The 17867-nt window shown below is 63.0% G+C and carries 16 protein-coding genes; 7 read left to right on the top strand and 9 right to left on the bottom strand.

Going from position 1 to position 17867, the window contains the following annotated elements; translation table 11 throughout:
* Positions 1 to 4 precede the first annotated feature (4 nt).
* A complete protein-coding gene (locus NE850_RS04820) occupies positions 5 to 1267 on the bottom strand; it encodes an efflux RND transporter periplasmic adaptor subunit (RefSeq protein WP_007176807.1) in 1263 nt (420 codons plus the stop codon).
* Positions 1268 to 1727: 460 nt separating this feature from the next.
* Here NE850_RS04820 and NE850_RS04815 point away from each other — a divergent pair, with 460 nt between their 5' ends.
* Positions 1728 to 2894 (top strand): hybrid sensor histidine kinase/response regulator, encoded by a 1167-nt coding sequence (locus tag NE850_RS04815; RefSeq protein ID WP_165188129.1) that lies wholly within the window; start codon positions 1728 to 1730, stop codon positions 2892 to 2894.
* 13 nt (positions 2895 to 2907) lie between these two features.
* Here the strand turns inward: NE850_RS04815 and NE850_RS04810 are convergent, their stop codons facing one another.
* The 4 genes from NE850_RS04810 to NE850_RS04795 all read right to left on the bottom strand — a co-directional run bounded on the left by NE850_RS04810 (position 2908) and on the right by NE850_RS04795 (position 9841).
* On the bottom strand, positions 2908 to 5466 hold the full coding sequence (locus NE850_RS04810; RefSeq protein ID WP_007176809.1) for a hybrid sensor histidine kinase/response regulator: 2559 nt from the start codon (positions 5464 to 5466) through the stop codon (positions 2908 to 2910).
* 17 nt (positions 5467 to 5483) lie between these two features.
* Positions 5484 to 6710, bottom strand: a complete 1227-nt coding sequence (locus tag NE850_RS04805; protein ID WP_310698544.1) for a hypothetical protein — start codon at positions 6708 to 6710, stop codon at positions 5484 to 5486.
* A 231-nt stretch (positions 6711 to 6941) separates the two neighbouring features.
* Positions 6942 to 7490: a hypothetical protein gene (locus tag NE850_RS04800; protein ID WP_007176811.1), complete on the bottom strand. Its 549-nt coding sequence runs from the start codon at positions 7488 to 7490 to the stop codon at positions 6942 to 6944.
* Between the two features lie 344 nt (positions 7491 to 7834).
* Complete coding sequence (locus NE850_RS04795) at positions 7835 to 9841, bottom strand: VTT domain-containing protein (RefSeq protein ID WP_310698494.1); 2007 nt, start codon at positions 9839 to 9841, stop codon at positions 7835 to 7837.
* Positions 9842 to 10103: 262 nt separating this feature from the next.
* Between NE850_RS04795 and NE850_RS04790 the strand changes: the two genes are divergently transcribed.
* Together NE850_RS04790 and NE850_RS04785 are read left to right on the top strand one after the other, a co-directional pair.
* Entirely contained in the window at positions 10104 to 10421 is a 318-nt protein-coding gene (locus tag NE850_RS04790; protein ID WP_007176813.1) for a hypothetical protein, read from the top strand.
* Between the two features lie 91 nt (positions 10422 to 10512).
* On the top strand, positions 10513 to 10989 hold the full coding sequence (locus NE850_RS04785; RefSeq protein WP_007176814.1) for an OsmC family protein: 477 nt from the start codon (positions 10513 to 10515) through the stop codon (positions 10987 to 10989).
* A 199-nt stretch (positions 10990 to 11188) separates the two neighbouring features.
* On the opposite strand, the gene NE850_RS04780 is transcribed toward NE850_RS04785, so the two are convergent.
* Both NE850_RS04780 and NE850_RS04775 read right to left on the bottom strand, forming a co-directional pair.
* Entirely contained in the window at positions 11189 to 11422 is a 234-nt protein-coding gene (locus NE850_RS04780) for a hypothetical protein (RefSeq protein ID WP_007176815.1), read from the bottom strand.
* Positions 11423 to 11488: 66 nt separating this feature from the next.
* Positions 11489 to 11956 carry an Lrp/AsnC family transcriptional regulator gene (locus NE850_RS04775; protein WP_035517123.1) on the bottom strand — a complete coding sequence of 156 codons (468 nt, stop codon included), beginning with the start codon at positions 11954 to 11956 and terminating at the stop codon, positions 11489 to 11491.
* Positions 11957 to 12112: 156 nt separating this feature from the next.
* Between NE850_RS04775 and NE850_RS04770 the strand changes: the two genes are divergently transcribed.
* Positions 12113 to 12742 (top strand): LysE family translocator, encoded by a 630-nt coding sequence (locus NE850_RS04770; RefSeq protein ID WP_007176817.1) that lies wholly within the window; start codon positions 12113 to 12115, stop codon positions 12740 to 12742.
* 70 nt (positions 12743 to 12812) lie between these two features.
* Here NE850_RS04770 and NE850_RS04765 read toward each other — a convergent pair whose 3' ends face one another.
* A complete protein-coding gene (locus NE850_RS04765) occupies positions 12813 to 12986 on the bottom strand; it encodes a DUF1289 domain-containing protein (protein ID WP_035516551.1) in 174 nt (57 codons plus the stop codon).
* Positions 12987 to 13120: 134 nt separating this feature from the next.
* On the opposite strand from NE850_RS04765, the gene NE850_RS04760 reads away from it, so the two are divergent.
* The gene (locus NE850_RS04760; RefSeq protein ID WP_007176819.1) at positions 13121 to 13441 is read left to right on the top strand and encodes a YnfA family protein; all 321 of its coding nucleotides are present in this window, start codon (positions 13121 to 13123) and stop codon (positions 13439 to 13441) included.
* A gap of 117 nt (positions 13442 to 13558) precedes the next feature.
* Here the strand turns inward: NE850_RS04760 and NE850_RS04755 are convergent, their stop codons facing one another.
* Entirely contained in the window at positions 13559 to 14068 is a 510-nt protein-coding gene (locus tag NE850_RS04755; RefSeq protein ID WP_007176820.1) for a DUF1993 family protein, read from the bottom strand.
* A gap of 304 nt (positions 14069 to 14372) precedes the next feature.
* Here NE850_RS04755 and NE850_RS04750 point away from each other — a divergent pair, with 304 nt between their 5' ends.
* Together NE850_RS04750 and NE850_RS04745 are read left to right on the top strand one after the other, a co-directional pair.
* The gene (locus tag NE850_RS04750) at positions 14373 to 15932 is read left to right on the top strand and encodes a S53 family peptidase (RefSeq protein ID WP_310698493.1); all 1560 of its coding nucleotides are present in this window, start codon (positions 14373 to 14375) and stop codon (positions 15930 to 15932) included.
* A gap of 98 nt (positions 15933 to 16030) precedes the next feature.
* Positions 16031 to 17686: a S10 family peptidase gene (locus NE850_RS04745; RefSeq protein ID WP_007176822.1), complete on the top strand. Its 1656-nt coding sequence runs from the start codon at positions 16031 to 16033 to the stop codon at positions 17684 to 17686.
* Positions 17687 to 17867: the final 181 nt, after the last annotated feature.

The following is a 17867-nucleotide window of genomic DNA, read 5'->3' as shown; positions in this document are numbered from 1 at the left end:
CGGACTACGAAGCCACGGAAGCCGCGCCGGGCGCGGACGCCGCCCGCGTGGGGCTGGCAGCGGGCTCGGGCGGCGGCGCCAGCGGCGCGGCAGCCGAAGAAGCGCCCGCCGCTCCCGCAGCCGGCCGGGTCGCGGATGCCTTGATCTTCACGCCGTCGCTCAGGCGGTCCATGCCGTCGGTGACGACCACGTTGCCGGCGGCGAGCCCCGACGTGATCACCGTATGCTGGCCGTCGCCCGGTCCCAGCGTGACCTTGCGCACCGACACCGTATTGTCGGCGTTGACCAGATAGACGTAGTCGCCGGGCGCGCCGCTCTGCACCGCGGGAGTCGGCACCAGCACCGCGTTCTGCAGCGTGTCGACCAGCAGCTTGACATTGACGAACTCGTTGGGGAAGAGCGCCTCGTCCTCATTGGCGAAAGTGGCGCGCAACGTGACCGTGCCGGTCGCGGTCGCCATCTGGTTGTTGATCGCGTACAGCGTGCCGGTCGCGAGTTGCCGGGAATTGTCGCTGCTGAACACCGTGACGGGCAGTTGCGCGCCGGAGTTGGTGCGCCTAAGCACTTTGCCGAGAGCGGTTTGCGGCACCGTGAATTCGACCGTGGTCGGTTTCATCGTCGTGATGACCGCAATGCCCGGCTGACTCGACGCGGTGACGTAGTTGCCCGGATCGACGAGGCGCAGCCCGACCCGTCCCGACACCGGCGCGGTGATGTGGCAATAGATCAGATCGAGCTCGAATTGCGCGACGTTGGCTTCGTCGGCCTTGACCGCCGCTTCGTCCTGCTGGACGAGAAACTGCTGATCCGCATAGGTCTGCTCGGCGATCGACTTGCGTTCGTTGAGTTGCGTAAAGCGCGCGAGATCGGCGCGGGCCTGGGCGAGCGCCGCCTTGTCCCTGGCGAGTTGCGCCTCGGCCTGGCGCTTGCTGATTTCAAACTGGCGCGGGTCGATTTGCGCGAGAAATTGCCCTTTCTGGACGTCCTGCCCTTCGCGGTAGCCGACGGCGGTCAGATAGCCGCTCAACTGCGGCAATACCGTCACCGTGGCGACGGGCGTCACCGTGCCCAACTCGCTCAGCGTTTCCGGCATGGGTCCGGTGGTCGCGGCGGCGACCGTCACGACCTGGGGCGCCACGCCGGGCTTGGGCGACTTCGAGCGCAGCAGCCGGAAGGCCACCAGCGCGATCAGCGCCAGCACCACGACCGCCAGCACGACGCGGCCTCGCCGCCCACGCTTGACCGGGATTGACGGCGCTTCGCTCATGAGGGTCTCCCGCCAGCCCGGTTGCGTCCGGCGAGCGTCGTCCATGAACGGCTGGGCCAATTGCTATTGAAGAGCGCCATGCGAACTCCCAGGAGGGGCATCGCCGTTGCCGGCGACAGGAATCCAGACAATCAGTAGCAGAGTCTATCCGACTCTGGCGCTTATTCTCGCGAGATCGGCTGGAGGGGGGTTTCGGTTTGTTACGGCCGACCGGTCCGGCCGCCGCGCCGTGCCGAGGTGTAACGGCGTAATCTCGCGCAACACAATCGTGGGCCTGAATGCCTGGCCGGCGTTGATTCATATTGGATAAGTGGCTGAGGCCGGGTGGTGCTTCCCCCTTTTTCCGCTAGCGCGATACCATATACTTCCAGATTCCAACCGGTCCGGCGGTTGCCTCGGCAAGCCGTTTCTTATCTTCTGCGAAGTGGGCTCCAATCACTTTCGACACGCTGGGAATGCGATGAGTGACACCATGCAGGCGCCGTTTTCCATTCTCTTCGTCGACGACGACGAGATGTCGCGCAACCACTTCGCGCGGGCCATGAACGCCGATTACAACGTGCACGTCGCCCAGTGCGCGGACGAGGCCATGACCGTGCTGGGCAAACACGGCGCGGAGATTGCGGTACTGGTTACGGACTTTCGCATGCCGGGCGGCGATGGCGACGAACTGCTGCGCCAGGTGGCGCTGGAATATCCGCAGATCGTGCGCATTCTCGTGACCGCCTACGCCGACAAGGACATGCTGCTGCAAACGGTCAATACGGGCGACGTGTTCCGCATCCTCGAAAAGCCGCTGCGAACGGACATGGTGCGCGAGGCCCTGCAACTGGCGAGCGCGCGCTACACGGAGCGGGAAACGCGTCAGCAGAGGCTGCTGGCAATGGACGAAACGCTGGCTTTCCTCGCCCACGAACTGAATACGCCGCTCGCAACCATCTCGCTGTTCGCGCGCTCCGTCGAGAACGACGTGGCCGCGCAATACGATCCGGAGCGCCAGCGGGAGATCGGCCTCGCGGCAACCTCGATGCTGAACAACGCGCAGTATTGCCTGACGCTGATCTCGTCTTTCTGGGCAACGGTGCACAAGAGCGGCGGCCAGCAGTCCGCGTCGGGCGGCGCCACGCGCGCGGTCAGAGCCACCCGTTTGATCGCCACGCTGCTCGACACATATCCGTTCGTCGCGTTGCAGCGCGACTGGATCAAGGTCGAGGTGGAAGGAGATTTCGTCGTGCATGCCATGCCCAACTGCGTGGCGCTCGTGCTGTCTTCGCTGCTGTCCAACGCACTGCGCGCGCTCGACGGCAGAAGCGCGCCTTCGTTGCGCCTCGAGGTCGCGGCTTTCCCCGAGCACGAGATCCGCATTCGCGACAATGGGCCGGGGATCGCGCCGGAGATAAGAGCGCGCCTGCTGCAGGATCCGGTTACCACTTACTCCGGCGCCGGCGGCCACGGCATGGGCATGATCTTTTGCAACCGCATCATGCAATCTTTCGGCGGATGCCTGCGGATCGAATCGACGGTCGGCGCGGGCACCACGGTGACGATGGGCTTTCCCGGTTCCAACGGCCGCGTGCACACTGCGGGCGACGAAGAGCCGTCCGACACTCAACTGGCCTCGCGATAAGATCGAATGGCCGTCATGGCCATTCATCGCTCAGGAGATCGCGATGTTCGCGGCGTGCGCTGGCTGAAGCGAAATACGCCTGCAGCGCGTCGGTCGAACGCTCGCTCAAGGTGCCGATGCGCGTGAGCCAGTCGGCTTCCGCGGGCCATTCGTCTTCCACCAGCCGCGCATAAATCTGCCGCACGAACTGATGCAGCGCTCTTGCGCCGATGTTGCCGCTGACGCCGAGCAGAAGGTGCAGCGCGCCTTGCGTCGATTCGAGATCGACGGCCGCGACACTGGCGCCGAGCCGCGTCACCAGCAGGCGAATCTGCTCGATGCCTTTGAGGAACGATTCGTCGAGCAGATCGAGCGACACCAGTTCTTCGAGGTGCTTCTCGTCGAGCAGCGTGCTTTCCGTCATGACGGGAGGCTTGCCGGCCAGCGTGGCCGCCGGCACTGGTAATGAACCGGTCTCCGCCGGAACAATGCCGCCGCGTTGCCGTGCGAACTGCCGCGCGAGGCACGCATAGAGCGAGCCGCCTTGCAGGGGTTTTATCATGACTTCGTTCATGCCCGCGGCGAGACACGTCTGGACTGCCTTGATGTCCGACTGGCTGGTCAAGGCAATGATCGGCACGGTGGCATACGAGTCGGCGCGGGCACGAATCAGCGCGGTCGTTTCCACGCCGCCCATGCCCGGCATATTCATATCCATGATGATGGCGTCGATCACGCCGTCGCCCTGCAGGTGCGCAAGAACAGCCTGCCCATGCTCGGCTTCGACCACGCTCGCGCCGCATCGCTCCAGATAGCCTTTGGCGACCAGTCGGCTGTACGTGTCGTCGTCCGCGACCAGGATCGATTTGCCGGAGAACGCGTCGGATGTCTGGTTCAGATGGTGCCGGTTGCCGCTTTCGAACAGCGTCTGCAAAGACGTGATCAATTCGAGCACGCTGCAGGATTTGCTGATGATTTCATCCATGCCGGCTCGCCGGGCGAGCAACCGCACCACCGTGCCGGGCTCCGCGGTGTAAGCGGCAATCAGCACGTTCCAGCTCGGATCGCCGTGACCGGCGCGAATTCTCTCGGTGGTCCTGTAGCCGTCCAGAACCGGCATGTTGATGTCCATCAACACGAGGTCGTAGGGAACCGACTCGCGCAGCACGGTCAACGCGATCGCGCCGTTTTCCGCCTCGCTCACGTGCGCGCCCACTTGCGCCAATGCACGGGAGGCTCGCGCGCGCTGACCGGCGTCGTCGTCCACGATGAGAATGCGTTTGCCCTTGAAGAAGGGCGCGGCGTGTTCCAGGATACGACGCTCGTAGTCCGCGATTTCGCTCTTCGGAACCACGGGAAATTGCAGCGTGAATTCCGTGAATGTCGCGAGTTCCGAGCGGCAGGTGATGCTGCCGCCGAAGGCGTGCATCGCACGCTGGCAGTAGGCGAGTCCCAGCCCTGTCCCAGCCGAATTGCCCGTCGTCCGGAAGGGCTCGAACAGGTGCGGTAGCATGTCGGGCGCGATGCCGGGACCGGTGTCGCGAACCACGACCGACTGTTGTTCGATCGTCAGCGTGAGCGTGGCCGCCGGGTGCGTGGCGATGTGATGCAGCGCGTTCTTGATCAGGTTGAACAGGGTGAACAGATAGACGGTTTCATCCACCTTGAAGGTGAAGTCTTCCCGTACCACAAGCCTGACCTTGTCGCGTTCTTTTTCGTCGCCGAAGCCGTATTCTTCCAGCGCCTTGCGCGTGGTGCCCGCCGCGCTCAGATAGCTCAGGCAATCCGGGCGAATGGGTTTCGCACTGACCTCGTCCAGCGTCATGGCAATGATGCGCAGGCCGCGCTCGATCGACAATTGCCCATGCGCGAGATGTCGATAGAGCGCCGCGGCGTCTTCGCGCGGCAACGCCGGCGACTGGTTGGACTCCCCTGTCGAAGGCAGTACTTCTTCCACGCGGTCCAGCACATACCGCAACTGGCTGAGCGGATTGCGCATTTCATGGGCGATCGAACCCGCGAGCGCCTGCAACGCGCGGTTCTTTTCCACGAAGATGCGTCCTTTGCTGATCGCATGGCTGAAGGCCATGCTGCACAGAACGACGACCGGCAGCAAGGCCAGATTCGACTGATCGGCCGCAGTCACGACAATCGGAACCGGGGAGCTGAGCACCGCGGCCAGGGCGCCGGAAAACACGCCAATGCCGATGCAGCCCATCAGTAAAAGCGGATTGTCGATGCACAGCGCCAGAATGAAAATCATCATGACCTCGGTCATCATCCACATGGTGGAGAATGAATTTCTGATCGCGAGGAAAGTGCAAACGAATGGCAATACGTAGATCAGGCAGCAATGCCAGTAAATCAGCAGGTAATGGTTGAACCGCTTTGGCCAATGCGCCTGGAAAATCAATGGAATGCAGACGAGCGCCGCACTCAATCGAAGGGCGAGGTTGTCGTAAGGCTGTGGCAGGACATAGGTCCACACTACATAGTAGATGGGGTGGCACAGGAGGCCCAGTGCGCCGCCCCAACGTATTGCAAACCGGCTTCGTTCCAGCACGTCCCGCATGCTCTCGCGCGGCATTCCCATCGGGCCTCCAGTGACATCTACGAACTCATCAATTCCTGCTTGCCGCGAAGTTGCGCATCCAGCGTGATCGGCGAGCCGTTTTTCCCATGAAATGGGCCGACCGCAAAACCGTACTTTTTCAGCAAACTGTGCGTGTAGGAGACGGACCACACGGGCGGACTGCCGATGATGAAGTCGGACGCAATGCCTTCCTGCCAGGCGGAGTAACCTTCGGCGAAACAGGTGTAGCAATCGCGTGTGGTCGGCAGCCGGAACGGGAAGGTGGTGTTGAGTCCGGCAGGGCCACGGGCGAAGCACTCAATATATAGCGTATGACCGCGCGACGCGAGTTCAGCCTCGACGCTCGCGGCCCGGGGATGCGAGTCGTCGATCCAGAACTGCGCGCGCCTGAGGTCGGCCGCCGTGAGGTAGGGCACGCTGGTGCTGCTCGCCAGAATGGCGCCATCGAAGTCCGGCAATGGGGTGTTCGGACTGAACGTGTGTACCGAAACCCGGGTTTTGCCGAGCAGATCCGACGCCATCAACTCTTTGGCTTGCTCCGTGAGCAGGTTCACCTTGTCCGGCAGATCGATCAGAACGAGCTCGCGCGGTGCGTCCTTGTAGAGCGCGTATTTGGCCACCGTCGTGCCGAGCCGGCCGGCGGCGCCGAATAACGCCAGTTTTGTCTTGCCGAATTCGAGGTCGAGTTCATTGCAGCAGTGCATGGCCCAGTCTTTCAGCATGGCGGCGGTGGCGGCATGGCCCGTGGTGATATGCGGCGGCCTGGTGTCGCGCGGCAGCGCCCCGTAGTTGCACGCATAAGGCGTGGAGGCGCCCATTGCCACCATGTTCAAACCCGCCTGCCTTGCCAGCTCCAGGGCCGGGAAGAATTGCGTTTCGCGGAATCGCTTGATGCCGCGCGGGCTTCCAAGCCACAACTCGAGAGGAACCGGACAGGCAATATTGGCCCCGATGATCTGGGATCCCGAATAGATCGGCGATGCAATGAAAGGCTTCGTTCTCCAAAGCTCTTCTTCAAATGACGCGTTTCTATGCTTCACATTATGAAATGAAAACGAAAGCGTATCCCAGTCGGTAGCGTGAAATAAAAACCCGACTCCGCCTTGACCGGTGGGCAGATTATCCCGGATCTCTTCCGGGCTGATGGTGTGTTTGAGTGCCAAAGGGGCACTATTTTGAAGGTGGCCAACGCTGATTTGCTCGTCGGCATAGGTCAATACTTCGGCGTGAATAGAAGTTCTCATTTGATTTCCCTTAGGTTGAGCTCGCGCCGGAGAATCAGCGCGACAGTCGACCGACACGATTGATGGCCAACCCTTCAACTCTAGAGAAAACTGGTGCTGTGTGCCCGTCTGTTGGTTCGCATTGCCTGGAATGACGTTTTTTAACCAGGCGTGTTAGCAGATTAAAATCTTTCCAGTGGAATCATTTGATGGTGGAATTCCCGCCCTCTGTGCGGGAATTCGATGCCGGCGTTATGCCTGCCCGGCGGTGTATTGCGCCGGATACCACGATGTGAATTTGATCGCGGCGATCAGCGCGATCACTGATGCAATGACGCCCGTTGAATGGAGCGGCGCCGGCGCATAGGCCATTGCGATATCGGCCAGTACCAGGATGGCGAATGCGCCAGCCCATGCCGCACTGATCACGTAGTTGACATGGAGGAAATGCGCGCTGTTCCAATGCTCGCGATCGACGGTTTCGCGTGCGTATTGCAGCGTGAATGGCTGGCGCAATGCGATCGTGGCGAGAACGATCAGCGTGAGCCCCGTGTCGACACGCAGGCGCACCGCGGCGATGGACCATTGCACGTCGCTCGTCAGCGCATAGACGGCCAACGCGCCGAATAGCAGAACGGTGCCGACTTCCAGCAGCTTGACGTGGCGAGTCGGGCTCACGAAGTCGCGCAGCAGCAGTACGGCGGCGACGAGCGCACCGGCAATCAGTCCTGCCGGCGAACCGGCAACGCGTTCAATCACTGCAAAGGCGATGAACGGGGCAAATGTCAGCAAGAAATTCATTGTGAACTCCAGAGTGGTGAGATCTTCGCCTCGGGTTGGATGCTGAGCGCGCGCTTCGCGAAAGGCGGAGACGGAGGCGTTCATGTGAGGTGAAAACGTCAATATGTTTACAGTGGAAAGATTGTGCTTAAATTTTGGGCGCGAGTCAAGCGGAAATATCGAAGTGGGTCGGCGTGGCGGCGCATACGGTGATCCGCGCAGCGGCCCGGTCCGGATTGATAAATGCCCGCCGCGCCGGCTCGGCTTATCCACAGAAATTGTTCATATCCTTGTGGACAAGTCCTGGCCAAGCGGGCTAACTGATTGAGCGCAGAGCGATTTCTTCGTCGTAACAGCGAATGCGCTCACTCCACCGGCGAGGCAAGCAGCGACACCGGCACACCGTGGCAACTCACCCGGGCGACGATCGCCGCGTCGAGGCCGGCACTGGATCTGGCGTGTGCATCGAACGAGGTCATCTCCCGGTCGACCCGCAGAATGTTGATCGGCCACGATGCCCGGGACAGCCGTTCGCGCGCGAAAGCGCCCACCCACAGCGGTTGGGTGGAGGTGCCTGTCTCCACCGCGTAACCGCTGGGCCAGAAGCGCAGCACGTCGCGCTCATCGCGTGTGCTGCCCGGACGCATGAAGACCAGCGACGACGGCACGCCGTTGTTCAGCTTCGGCAACACCGGCAGCGACACCGCCGCGACGTTGGGCGAGGCGAGCGAGAGCAGGCTGTGCGCCGATACGTCCGTTCCCTCGACCCAGCCCTGAGCGCGCAACTGGCCGCGGATCGAATCGAGGTTCGACGCCCACTGCAGCGTGAGCGGCTCCTTGCGGTCGCCGCCCATATCCGAGCGGTAGCAGGGCAGACGCTTCCACGTGGAGAGCGTCCATTGCGCCTGCGTGACCAGCACGGGCGGTGGGCGCAGCGCGGTATCCGGCAGCGGCGCGGGCATGGCGACGGCGAGTTGCACGCCCACACTGACCAGCATGACCAGCAGCACCACCACGGGCATGAACGTGCGCTCGGGCGGCGCCTCCGGGTGCCGCCAGATGGCTGTCAACGCAACGATCGCCACCCAGATGTACGCGAGCGCGGCGCCGCCGATCGCATCGGACACCCAGTACCTGCCGAAGTACAGTCCCGCGAGCGCGACCACGATCACCACGATCGTGCTCGCGGCCGCCACCAGCACACCTTCGAGCATGCCGACCCGGCGCGCCAGCAGGAACGCGAGGAAGCCGTACACGATGACGGTCGCGGCGACGTGATTGCTTGGAAACACATAGGCGCCGACCATCAGCTCGTTAGGCGGCGCGCGGTGCATCGCGAATTGCAGCACGAAGATCAGCAATTGGGAGAACACGACCGCGGCGAGCCAGTAACCGATGGTGCGCCAGCGCCGTTCGAGCAGCATCCACACGACGACCGTCACGATCAGCGCCATGAGCGTCATGTTGCTGCCGAGCGTCGACAGACCCGCGAGAACCGTATCGCTCCAGGGCGTGCGTACCGAGCGCAGGAAGTGATAGACGGAGAGGTCCACTTGCGTCAGCGGATCGCCGCTGATGACGTCGTCGAGTACGCCGAAAAACAGCGCGCCGGATACGAGCACGACCAGCGACGTCAGCAGGATGCTGCTGGCGTCCGGCGTCTGCGGGTCGAGCATCTTGCGCGCGAAACGGCCGAACGGCCCAGGGTGGCGGCAGGCCCAGCTTCCCACTTGGCGGCCGGCGGCGCTCGACCACGCATTGGCGTGCGAGAGCAGAACCCGCGCGGCGCGAAAACTCAACCAGACAATGCCCACCAGCAGCGCGATGATGACGACGAGCCGGAACGACACCGCGCCCGCCAGCAACACCGAGGCGCCGAATATCATGCCCGGCAGGATATGGGCGGGCGCCCAGATCAGCGCCGACAGCACGTTCATGCCGTAGAAACGCAGCGGCGGCATGCCGAGCATACCCGCCACCACCGGCACGATGGCCCGCAACGGACCGATGAAGCGCGCCAGAACGACGCTCTTGGCGCCATGTTTGCGGAAGAAGCGGTGGCCTGCTTCGAGCACTTCGGGATGTTTGCAGAACGGCCAGAACTGGATGATCCGGTGCTTGTAGCGGCTGCCGAGCCAGAAGCTCATGCCGTCGCCGGCGATTGCCCCCGCGATTGCCCACACGAATACCCAGCCGAGGCTGAGCGAGCCGGTGCCGGTCAGCGCGCCGGCAAGGAACATCGCGGTGCTGCCCGGAATGAAGGTGCCGATAACGGCGATGGCCTCCAGAAAGGCCGCAAGGAAAATGACCGTGAGTGTCCAGCCCGGGTGGCCGGCCAGCAGATGCAGGAGGTGAACGTAGACGTGCTCCATCGTGCGCGATCGGCCGCTTCTGGCGTAACGATTGATCATAACGCGCACGGCAGCCGTCTTATTCCTTTTTGGAAACCGGCATGTGGTGAAACCGGCCGCGGATTCGCGAAGCGCTCAGCGAATCGCCGGAGGTATCGCGCCGCGGTCGTCGAGCCCTGATTTTCGGTGCTGAACGAAGCGGGGCGGGCGTCGTCATACTGTTCGAGTGGCCCGCAATGTTGAGATCGCGGCCGCGCAATTCGACGGTGTAACGGAGTGGAATATGACGACAGTAAAGGGCGGTATCGTAGCGACGGCACTGATGCTCGGCTTCGCCGCGGCGGCGCACGCGCAGTTGGTCGCCCGACCAGGCAATGCGGGAGCCGGCGGCATGAGTGGCCTGCAATCCAGCGGGATCGGCAACATGAGCGGGGCGCCGGCAACGGGCCTCGGCACGAGTCCGGCACCGGCCGTGGGAAGAGTAGGCGGCGCGGGAACCGGCCCCGCACTCAGTAACATGAGGGCAAACGGCACCAGCCTGAACATGAACCCGGACCCGCGTGCGCCGAATCTCGCCGGCAAGGCGTTGCCGCAGAATTAGTCAGCAAAAATGCGCGCGTCCATCGCATGATGGCGGCGTATAAAATGCACGCCTCAGGCAAGCTGATCCGGTTCGAAACAGGGAGGTTGGCATGGCGTATGGCGAGCACGAATACAAGGTATCGGTGCAGTGGACCGGCAATCGCGGAAGCGGCACTTCGGGATACCGCGACTACGGGCGCGATCATGTGATTGCCGCAGGCAGCAAACCCGAGCTTGCCGGTTCATCGGACGCGGTCTTTCTCGGCGACGCGAAGCGTTGGAATCCGGAGGATCTGCTGGTCGCCTCGGCCAGCGCCTGCCATCAACTCTGGTATCTGCATCTGTGCGCGGATGCCGGCATCGCCGTGACCGCATATCGCGACAACGCCGAAGGCACCCTGCTCGACGATCCGAAGCAGGGCCGTTTTTCACAGATCGTTCTGCGCCCGCATGTTGTCATTCGCGCGGGCGGCGATGTCGAACTCGCCGCGCACCTGCATCATGTTGCGCACGAGAAGTGCTATATCGCGAACTCGGTCAACTTTCCGATTCTCTGCGAACCGGTGATCGAAACGGACGGGCATTGAGCGGGGCGCGTCCGTTTTGATCTTCCGGATAGGGCATGCGCTGAAGTATGAAACCGCGCGGCGTCCGGCTGATTGGCGGGTAGGCCGAGACTGGCGCGGGCACGAGCAACGGTTTCAACGGCCACGACGCCACGGCGTGTTTTCGAAACACGCGCTTATGCAGCGGTGAAACATAGGCGGCGTCGTTTTGGATGGCTTTTCAACGATTGCCGTCGAGCAGATCGCCAAGCAGTTCGTCAAATGCGGCTTGCGCATCTTCGAGTTCCTGCAGCGCGGCGTCGAACGTTTGCAACGCGAACTGCGAAGGGTTGCCGCTTCCGGCCGGCGGAAATTGCGACTGCAGCGACGCGAAGGCCGACTGCACCCGCTGCGTCGCGGTCAGTACACGCGCCATCGCGGCGGTTTCTTCGGCTCGCGCCTGTTCGTGATCCATGAAAAACTCCGAATTCGTCTGGTCGGCTCGCGCCGTTTCAAAGGCGTGACTATGCCACGTCCGCGCTCAGGATAGCGGCAGGCCGCCGTTGGCCTTTACCTCTCGCAACGACAGCGCCGATTCCACCGATGTCACGCCGGGCAGACTGCGCATCTCGTCGCGCATGAACGTGCCGTAGTCGTCGAGGTCGCGTGCCACCACCTGCAGGATGTAGTCGGCGCTGCCCGACACGTTGTGACACGCCAGAATCCGCGGGATGGCCTGCACCTCGCGCTCGAAGCGCGTCGCCACCGCGCGGTCGTGCACGGCAAAGCGTACATAAACGAAGGCCACCACGCCGAAGCCGAGCGCGGAGCGCGACAGCATCGCGCGGTACTGGTCGATATAGCCGTCGTTTTCGAGGCGCTTGAGACGGCGCGCGCACGGCGTTTCGCTCAGGCCGACCGTTTCGGCCAGCCGCGCATTCGACATGCGGCCGTCCGTCTGCAACGCGGCGAGGATTGCGCGGTCGGTTTTATCGAGGTCGGTTGTCATGGCGTTGGCAATGCTGATGGCGGATTGGAGGAAAAGATAGGCGTAAGTCAGAATGTTAGCGTATTCCCCCAAACTCAAAGCGGACCGGCCGGTAAATCGCCAACAAACTCTCCGTCGGCGATAGCAAGATAGAGGCCTGAAAAACAGGAGGCTTCGATGATTTCCGCACACCTGCTCGCCGTCTATATCGCAGCGCTTTTTGTCGTCTACGCCGTGCCTGGACCGGACATGGCGCTGCTGCTGCAAACCGGCATCGGACGCGGCGCGCGCAGCGGTTTCGCGGCTGCCGGGGGACTCGGTCTCGCGCGCGCAACCCACGTGACGCTGTCGGCATGCGGAGTGGCCGCGCTGTTGCGCAGCGCACCGTGGCTATACGACGTGGTGCGCTATGGCGGCGCGGTTTATCTCGCGTGGGTGGGCATCCAGATTTTTCGTTCGCCGGTGTTCGCGCTGCCTGATGCCGCCACTGCAAGCGGCGAGTCGCGCCCGCTGCGGGCTGCTTTTGTCAAAGGTCTGCTGACCAATTTGCTGAATCCGAAAGCGCTGTTGTTCTGTTCGGTGCTGCTGCCGCAGTTCGTGCGTCCGGAGGCGGGGCCGGTGGCTTTGCAGATGGTCGAACTCGGCCTCGTGTTGCTCGCCATAGGCGCGTGTTTCGACGCGATGTATGCGATCGGCGCCGCCCGCATCGCCACCTGGATGCGGGCTCATCCGCTGGCGCAAACGCTGCAGCGCTGGACCTTCTCGGCGGCGCTGATCGGGTTTGCCGTGCGGCTTTCGCTGGACTGACTTTCGCTGGACCGATATGGCGCGACGGGCCTGACGCGGATCGTCGCTGCACGGGGAGGGCCGAGGCCGCTCACCGGCTCAGCTTATGCTCGCGCCGCGAGCGGTCCTCGATGATTTTCCTGCGATGTTTGTCTTTCATCTTCTTCCAGCTTTTGCATTCGTCGCGGGTGCGCAGGCAGCCGACGCAGAAACCGGTTTTGCTGTCGAACTTGCAGATGTCGATGCAGGGTGACGCAATACTCATGGCGAAGGGCAATTAAAGAGAGAACCCGCAGACTCTCGCATGCGCCATGCCCGCGCGCAAAGTGATTGTGTTAATAAAGCCGATAGAGTGCCGCGCATTCTCTGTGGCATCACCATCACTTACTGCACCCATCAATGAAGACTTTTCTGCTTTATGCCGTGACCGCCGTTGCTGAAATTGTCGGCTGCTATTTGCCGTGGCGGTGGCTGAAAGAGGACGGTCCGATCTGGCTGCTTGTACCGGGCGCGCTCAGCCTCGCGTTGTTCGCCTGGTTGCTGACCTTGCATGGCACCGCCGCAGGCCGCGTGTATGCGGCTTACGGCGGTGTGTATGTGGCGGTGGCGATTGTCTGGCTATGGTGCGTCGACAAAGTGCGGCCCACGCTGTGGGACGCGGCAGGTGTCGTCTTTACGCTGGCCGGCATGGCGATCATTGCGTTCCAGCCGCGTATGTGAAATTGCCGGGGCGTGGCCCACGCCTTTTTTGCCGCCTCACGCAAGCGCGGCTCGTCAACGCTCATACCGCATATGCACAAGCCGCGAGGTCATGCAGACGCGTGCTTTACTTGATACCTACTTGATACCGCCGAGATAGTCGAGCTTGCCGAGTTCCACACCGTTGTGACGCAGAATGTCGTACGCCGTCGTGATGTGAAAAAAGAAGTTCGGCAGCACGAAACCGAGCAGATACGACAGGCCCGTGAACTCGATCGGGCCCGTGCGCATTTTCAGCGTGATCTCGCGCTCTTCCGAGCCGTCGATCTGTGCCGGCTTGAATTCCTTCAGATAATCGATCGTCTTTTGAAGGCGGGCATGCAGTTCTTCGAAAGTCTGTTCGACGTCTTCGTACTTCGGCGCTTCGACGCCGGCCAGACGCGCGGCGCAGCCCTTCGCGGTGTCGCTCGCGATATAGACCTGGCGCGTCAGCGGCAGCATATCCGGCGCGAGCCGGCCGGTGGTGAACACCGAGGGCTCGATCTGTTTCGCGGCGGCGTGCGCTTCGGCCTTGCCCAGAATGACCTGCAGGTTCGTCAGGCCGCGGATCATCACGGGCAATGATGCTTGATACATCGAAATTGACATGGGGCTTCCTCTGATTCTTTGATCGTGCGCGCGGCTGGCGCGCGAGGCAATGTAACGGCTGGATTGCCGCTGCAGCATCATAGCGCGAGCGGCGAAGTACCCGTATGGATGCGACTCGCCGTTAGCCATCCGGACAACTGCCGCGCACGCCGGAACTGTGTTCGAATGGATTGGTCGGACGGTTTGACGCAGTCCCTGAAACAGTAACTTGCCGCCGGCTTCAGGCAATGAGGTTGTGCAGGCGCGTGGCGTGCTGGGTCCACTGTGTGGAGCGTACCGTCACGCTAACTGGAGAGTCGACATCATGGTCAACAAGCACCCGCTGCCAGGCAGTGAACGAACCGTGGAACAGGGTTCGAAAGTCGTGGGGCAATGCGATCCGGCGGAGCGGATCGAGGTGTTCGTCATGTTGCGCCGTCAGCAGCAGGCGCAGTTCGACGCGCTGATGAGCAGGATCGAAACCGGCGATCCGGGCGTCAAGCCGATCTCGCGCGAGGCACTCGCAAAAGACTACGGCGCCGCGCCGGACGACATCGCCAAGGTCAAGGCCTTTGCCACCGAACACGGCTTGACGGTGGTGCGCGAGGATCCGGCCGCGCGCTCGGTCGTGCTGGGCGGCACGATCGCCCAGTTCCAGAACGCGTTCGCCGTCAAGCTGGAGCATTACGAACATCACACGGCCGGCCAGTTCCGTGGCCGCACCGGAGCGATCAGCGTGCCGGACGATCTGCACGGCGTGGTGGAAGCCGTGATGGGCCTCGACAACCGCCCGCAGGCACACCCGCACTTTCGCATCCGGCCGCCGTTCCAGCCGGCGCGGGGTCGTCAGGTTTCCTTCACTCCGCCGCAACTCGCGTCGCTCTACCATTTTCCGCAGGGCGACGGCGGCGGCGAGTGCGTCGGCATCATCGAACTGGGCGGCGGGTATAACACCGCCGATCTCAAGTCCTACTTCGCGAGTCTCGGCGTTGCGTCGCCCACGGTGAAGTCGGTCGGCGTCGATCAGGGCAGCAATCAGCCGAGCGGCGATCCGAACGGGCCGGACGGCGAGGTCACGCTCGATATCGAGATCGTCGGCGCGATCGCGCCCGGCGCGAAGATCGCGGTGTATTTCACGCAGAACAGCGACGCCGGTTTCATCGACGCGGTGAGCCGCGCGGTACACGATGCGACCAACAAGCCGTCGGTGATATCCATCAGTTGGGGCGCACCGGAGTCGAACTGGACCAGCCAGTCGTTGCAGGCCTTCAACGGCGTGCTGCAGTCTGCGGCGGCGCTCGGCGTCACAGTGTGCGCGGCGTCGGGCGACAGCGGTTCGAGCGACGGCGCGAGCGGCGGCGACCAGGTGGACTTCCCGGCGTCGAGCCCGTATGTATTGGCCTGCGGCGGCACGAACCTCACCGCGTCGGGCACCTCGATCTCGCATGAGGCAGTGTGGAACGACGGCGCGGATGGCGGGGCGACCGGCGGCGGGGTGAGCCATGCCTTCTCCGTGCCGGCGTGGCAGAAGGGCTTGTCCGCCACGGCGTCTGGCGGCGGCAAGAAGGCGCTCAGCGGACGCGGCGTGCCGGACGTCGCGGGCGACGCGTCTCCGGTGACCGGTTACAGCGTATTGATCGACGGTACGCAGACGGTGGTCGGCGGCACCAGTGCGGTCGCGCCGCTGTGGGCCGCGCTGATCGCGCGCATCAATGCGGTGAAAGGGCAGCCGGCCGGTTTTATCAACCCCAAGCTGTACAAGACGCCGGGCGTATGCAACGACATCACGCAAGGCAATAACGGCAGCTTCGCGGCATCGGCGGGCTGGGATGCCTGCACGGGCCTCGGCAGTCCCAATGGTCAGAAGGTGGCGGCCGCACTATAGTCTGCAACACACGCCCCGAAGCAGGTCCGCCTGCGGGTTCACTTGCAGGTCCGCTTTGGGGGCGACGTACAAGACGTGAACGAACCCATGGAGCGATCATGACGAATACCGAGTCAGCTTCCGTTAGTCCGCAGTCGTCGCACAATTCTCATGCTTCGGCCGCACCGGCTGCCGCCAGCACGCCGCACAAAGCCGGCGATCAGCCGTTCTTCGATCCGGTCGCCTACGGCAATGGGCCGGACGATTCCGTCACCGATACAACCGAAACTGCCGCGATCACGCATCATTCCGTGACCATCGGCGGCCACAAGATCAACTACACGGCGACAGCGGGTCATCTCGTCATCGTCGATCCGAGCAGTTCGCAGCCGGAAGCCCGGATGTTCTATGTGGCGTTCACGCAGGACAGCCAGAAGGAGGAGGCCCGCCCGGTAACGTTCTTCTACAACGGCGGGCCGGGGTCGTCGTCGGTGTTCGTGCTGCTGGGCTCGTTCGCGCCGCGCCGCATCAAGACGTCGATGCCGAGCTTCACGCCGCCCGCACCGTATTCGATGGAAGACAATCCGGACAGCCTGCTGGACAAGAGCGATCTCGTCTTCATCAACCCGGTCGGCACCGGCTACTCGGCGGCGATCGCCCCGAAGAAGAACCGCGACTTCTGGGGCGTCGATCAGGACGCCGACTCGATCAAGCAGTTCATCAAGCGCTTTCTGACAAAGAATAACCGCTGGAATTCGCCCAAGTACCTGTTCGGCGAGTCGTACGGCACGGCGCGCAGTTGCGTGCTGGCGTACCGCTTGCACGAAGACGGCGTCGATCTGAACGGCATTACGCTGCAATCGTCGATTCTCGATTACACGCAGTCCGGCAACCCGGTCGGCGCACTGCCCACGGCGGCCGCGGACGCCTGGTATCACAAGAAGCTCGGCATCGCGCCGCGGCCGACCGATCTCGGCACGTTCGCCGAAGAAGTGGCGCAGTTCGCGCGCACCGACTATCTGGCCGCGCTGCGCAAATTTCCGGCCACGGACTCGGCAACGGTCGAAAAACTCAGCGAATACACCGGCATCGATAAAACGACCCTGCTTGCCTGGAGTCTGGATATCGCGTCGTATGACAGCCGGGGTAATTCGCTCTTCCTGACTACGCTGCTGAAGTCCAAAGGTCTCGCGCTCGGCGAGTATGACGGCCGGGTGACGGCGATCGGCACGGGCATTGCCGGCAAGATCGACCCGAATTCGGGCGGCAACGACCCGACCATGACGGCGGTCACCGGCGTCTATACGACGATGTGGAACGTGTATCTGAACGAGCAGTTGAAGTACACGTCGAATTCGTCTTTCACCGACCTGAACGATCAGGCCTTCCAGTACTGGGACTTTGGCCACATCGACCCGACGGGCGCGCAGAAGGGCGTCGACGCGAAGGGCAACATCATCCTGTACACGGCAGGCGACCTGGCGGCGGTGATGGCGCTCAATCCCGATCTGAAGGTGCTGTCGGCAAACGGCTTCTTCGACTACGTCACGCCGTTTTATCAGACCGTGCTCGATCTGCAGCAAATGCCGCTGCTGAGCCAGCAGGTCCGGCAGAATCTGTCGGCGCGCTTTTATCCGTCGGGGCATATGGTTTATCTCGACGGCGGGTCGCGCACCGCACTCAAGGCAGACCTCGCGAAGATGTACGACACGACGGTGTCCGACACGCAGGCGCTGACGCGTATCCGCGCGCTGCAGGCGCGGGTGCCGAGGTAGCGGCATATTGACGTAGGCGCGACGTGTCGTGGGCATCACGCCCGGGGCGACGAACGCAGCGGTATTGGCAGGCGGCTCTGGCCCGGCGGCGCATCCGGATTGGGGGTGCGGGCGTGCTGGCACGGTGGTGGCGTCGCCGGTTTCGACCGCTTCTGAAATCCGCAATGTTCGCCCGCAGGTT

Origin of the sequence: Paraburkholderia sp. USG1 (assembly GCF_031570135.1) — a bacterium.
Classification (GTDB): domain Bacteria; phylum Pseudomonadota; class Gammaproteobacteria; order Burkholderiales; family Burkholderiaceae; genus Paraburkholderia; species Paraburkholderia dioscoreae.
The sequence above is the reverse complement of the archived record's forward strand: the minus strand, read 5'-3'. Positions and strand labels throughout refer to the sequence as shown.

Excerpts from the sequence above, each read along its gene's own strand:
- NE850_RS04820 (WP_007176807.1), bottom strand. The coding sequence starts at position 1,267 with ATGAGCGAAGCGCCGTCAATCCCGGTCAAGCGTGGGCGGCGAGGCCGC.
- NE850_RS04815 (WP_165188129.1), top strand. The coding sequence starts at position 1,728 with ATGAGTGACACCATGCAGGCGCCGTTTTCCATTCTCTTCGTCGACGAC.
- NE850_RS04810 (WP_007176809.1), bottom strand. The coding sequence starts at position 5,466 with ATGGGAATGCCGCGCGAGAGCATGCGGGACGTGCTGGAACGAAGCCGG.
- NE850_RS04805 (WP_310698544.1), bottom strand. The coding sequence starts at position 6,710 with ATGAGAACTTCTATTCACGCCGAAGTATTGACCTATGCCGACGAGCAA.
- NE850_RS04800 (WP_007176811.1), bottom strand. The coding sequence starts at position 7,490 with ATGAATTTCTTGCTGACATTTGCCCCGTTCATCGCCTTTGCAGTGATT.
- NE850_RS04795 (WP_310698494.1), bottom strand. The coding sequence starts at position 9,841 with ATGGAGCACGTCTACGTTCACCTCCTGCATCTGCTGGCCGGCCACCCG.
- NE850_RS04790 (WP_007176813.1), top strand. The coding sequence starts at position 10,104 with ATGACGACAGTAAAGGGCGGTATCGTAGCGACGGCACTGATGCTCGGC.
- NE850_RS04785 (WP_007176814.1), top strand. The coding sequence starts at position 10,513 with ATGGCGTATGGCGAGCACGAATACAAGGTATCGGTGCAGTGGACCGGC.
- NE850_RS04780 (WP_007176815.1), bottom strand. The coding sequence starts at position 11,422 with ATGGATCACGAACAGGCGCGAGCCGAAGAAACCGCCGCGATGGCGCGT.
- NE850_RS04775 (WP_035517123.1), bottom strand. The coding sequence starts at position 11,956 with ATGACAACCGACCTCGATAAAACCGACCGCGCAATCCTCGCCGCGTTG.
- NE850_RS04770 (WP_007176817.1), top strand. The coding sequence starts at position 12,113 with ATGATTTCCGCACACCTGCTCGCCGTCTATATCGCAGCGCTTTTTGTC.
- NE850_RS04765 (WP_035516551.1), bottom strand. The coding sequence starts at position 12,986 with ATGAGTATTGCGTCACCCTGCATCGACATCTGCAAGTTCGACAGCAAA.
- NE850_RS04760 (WP_007176819.1), top strand. The coding sequence starts at position 13,121 with ATGAAGACTTTTCTGCTTTATGCCGTGACCGCCGTTGCTGAAATTGTC.
- NE850_RS04755 (WP_007176820.1), bottom strand. The coding sequence starts at position 14,068 with ATGTCAATTTCGATGTATCAAGCATCATTGCCCGTGATGATCCGCGGC.
- NE850_RS04750 (WP_310698493.1), top strand. The coding sequence starts at position 14,373 with ATGGTCAACAAGCACCCGCTGCCAGGCAGTGAACGAACCGTGGAACAG.
- NE850_RS04745 (WP_007176822.1), top strand. The coding sequence starts at position 16,031 with ATGACGAATACCGAGTCAGCTTCCGTTAGTCCGCAGTCGTCGCACAAT.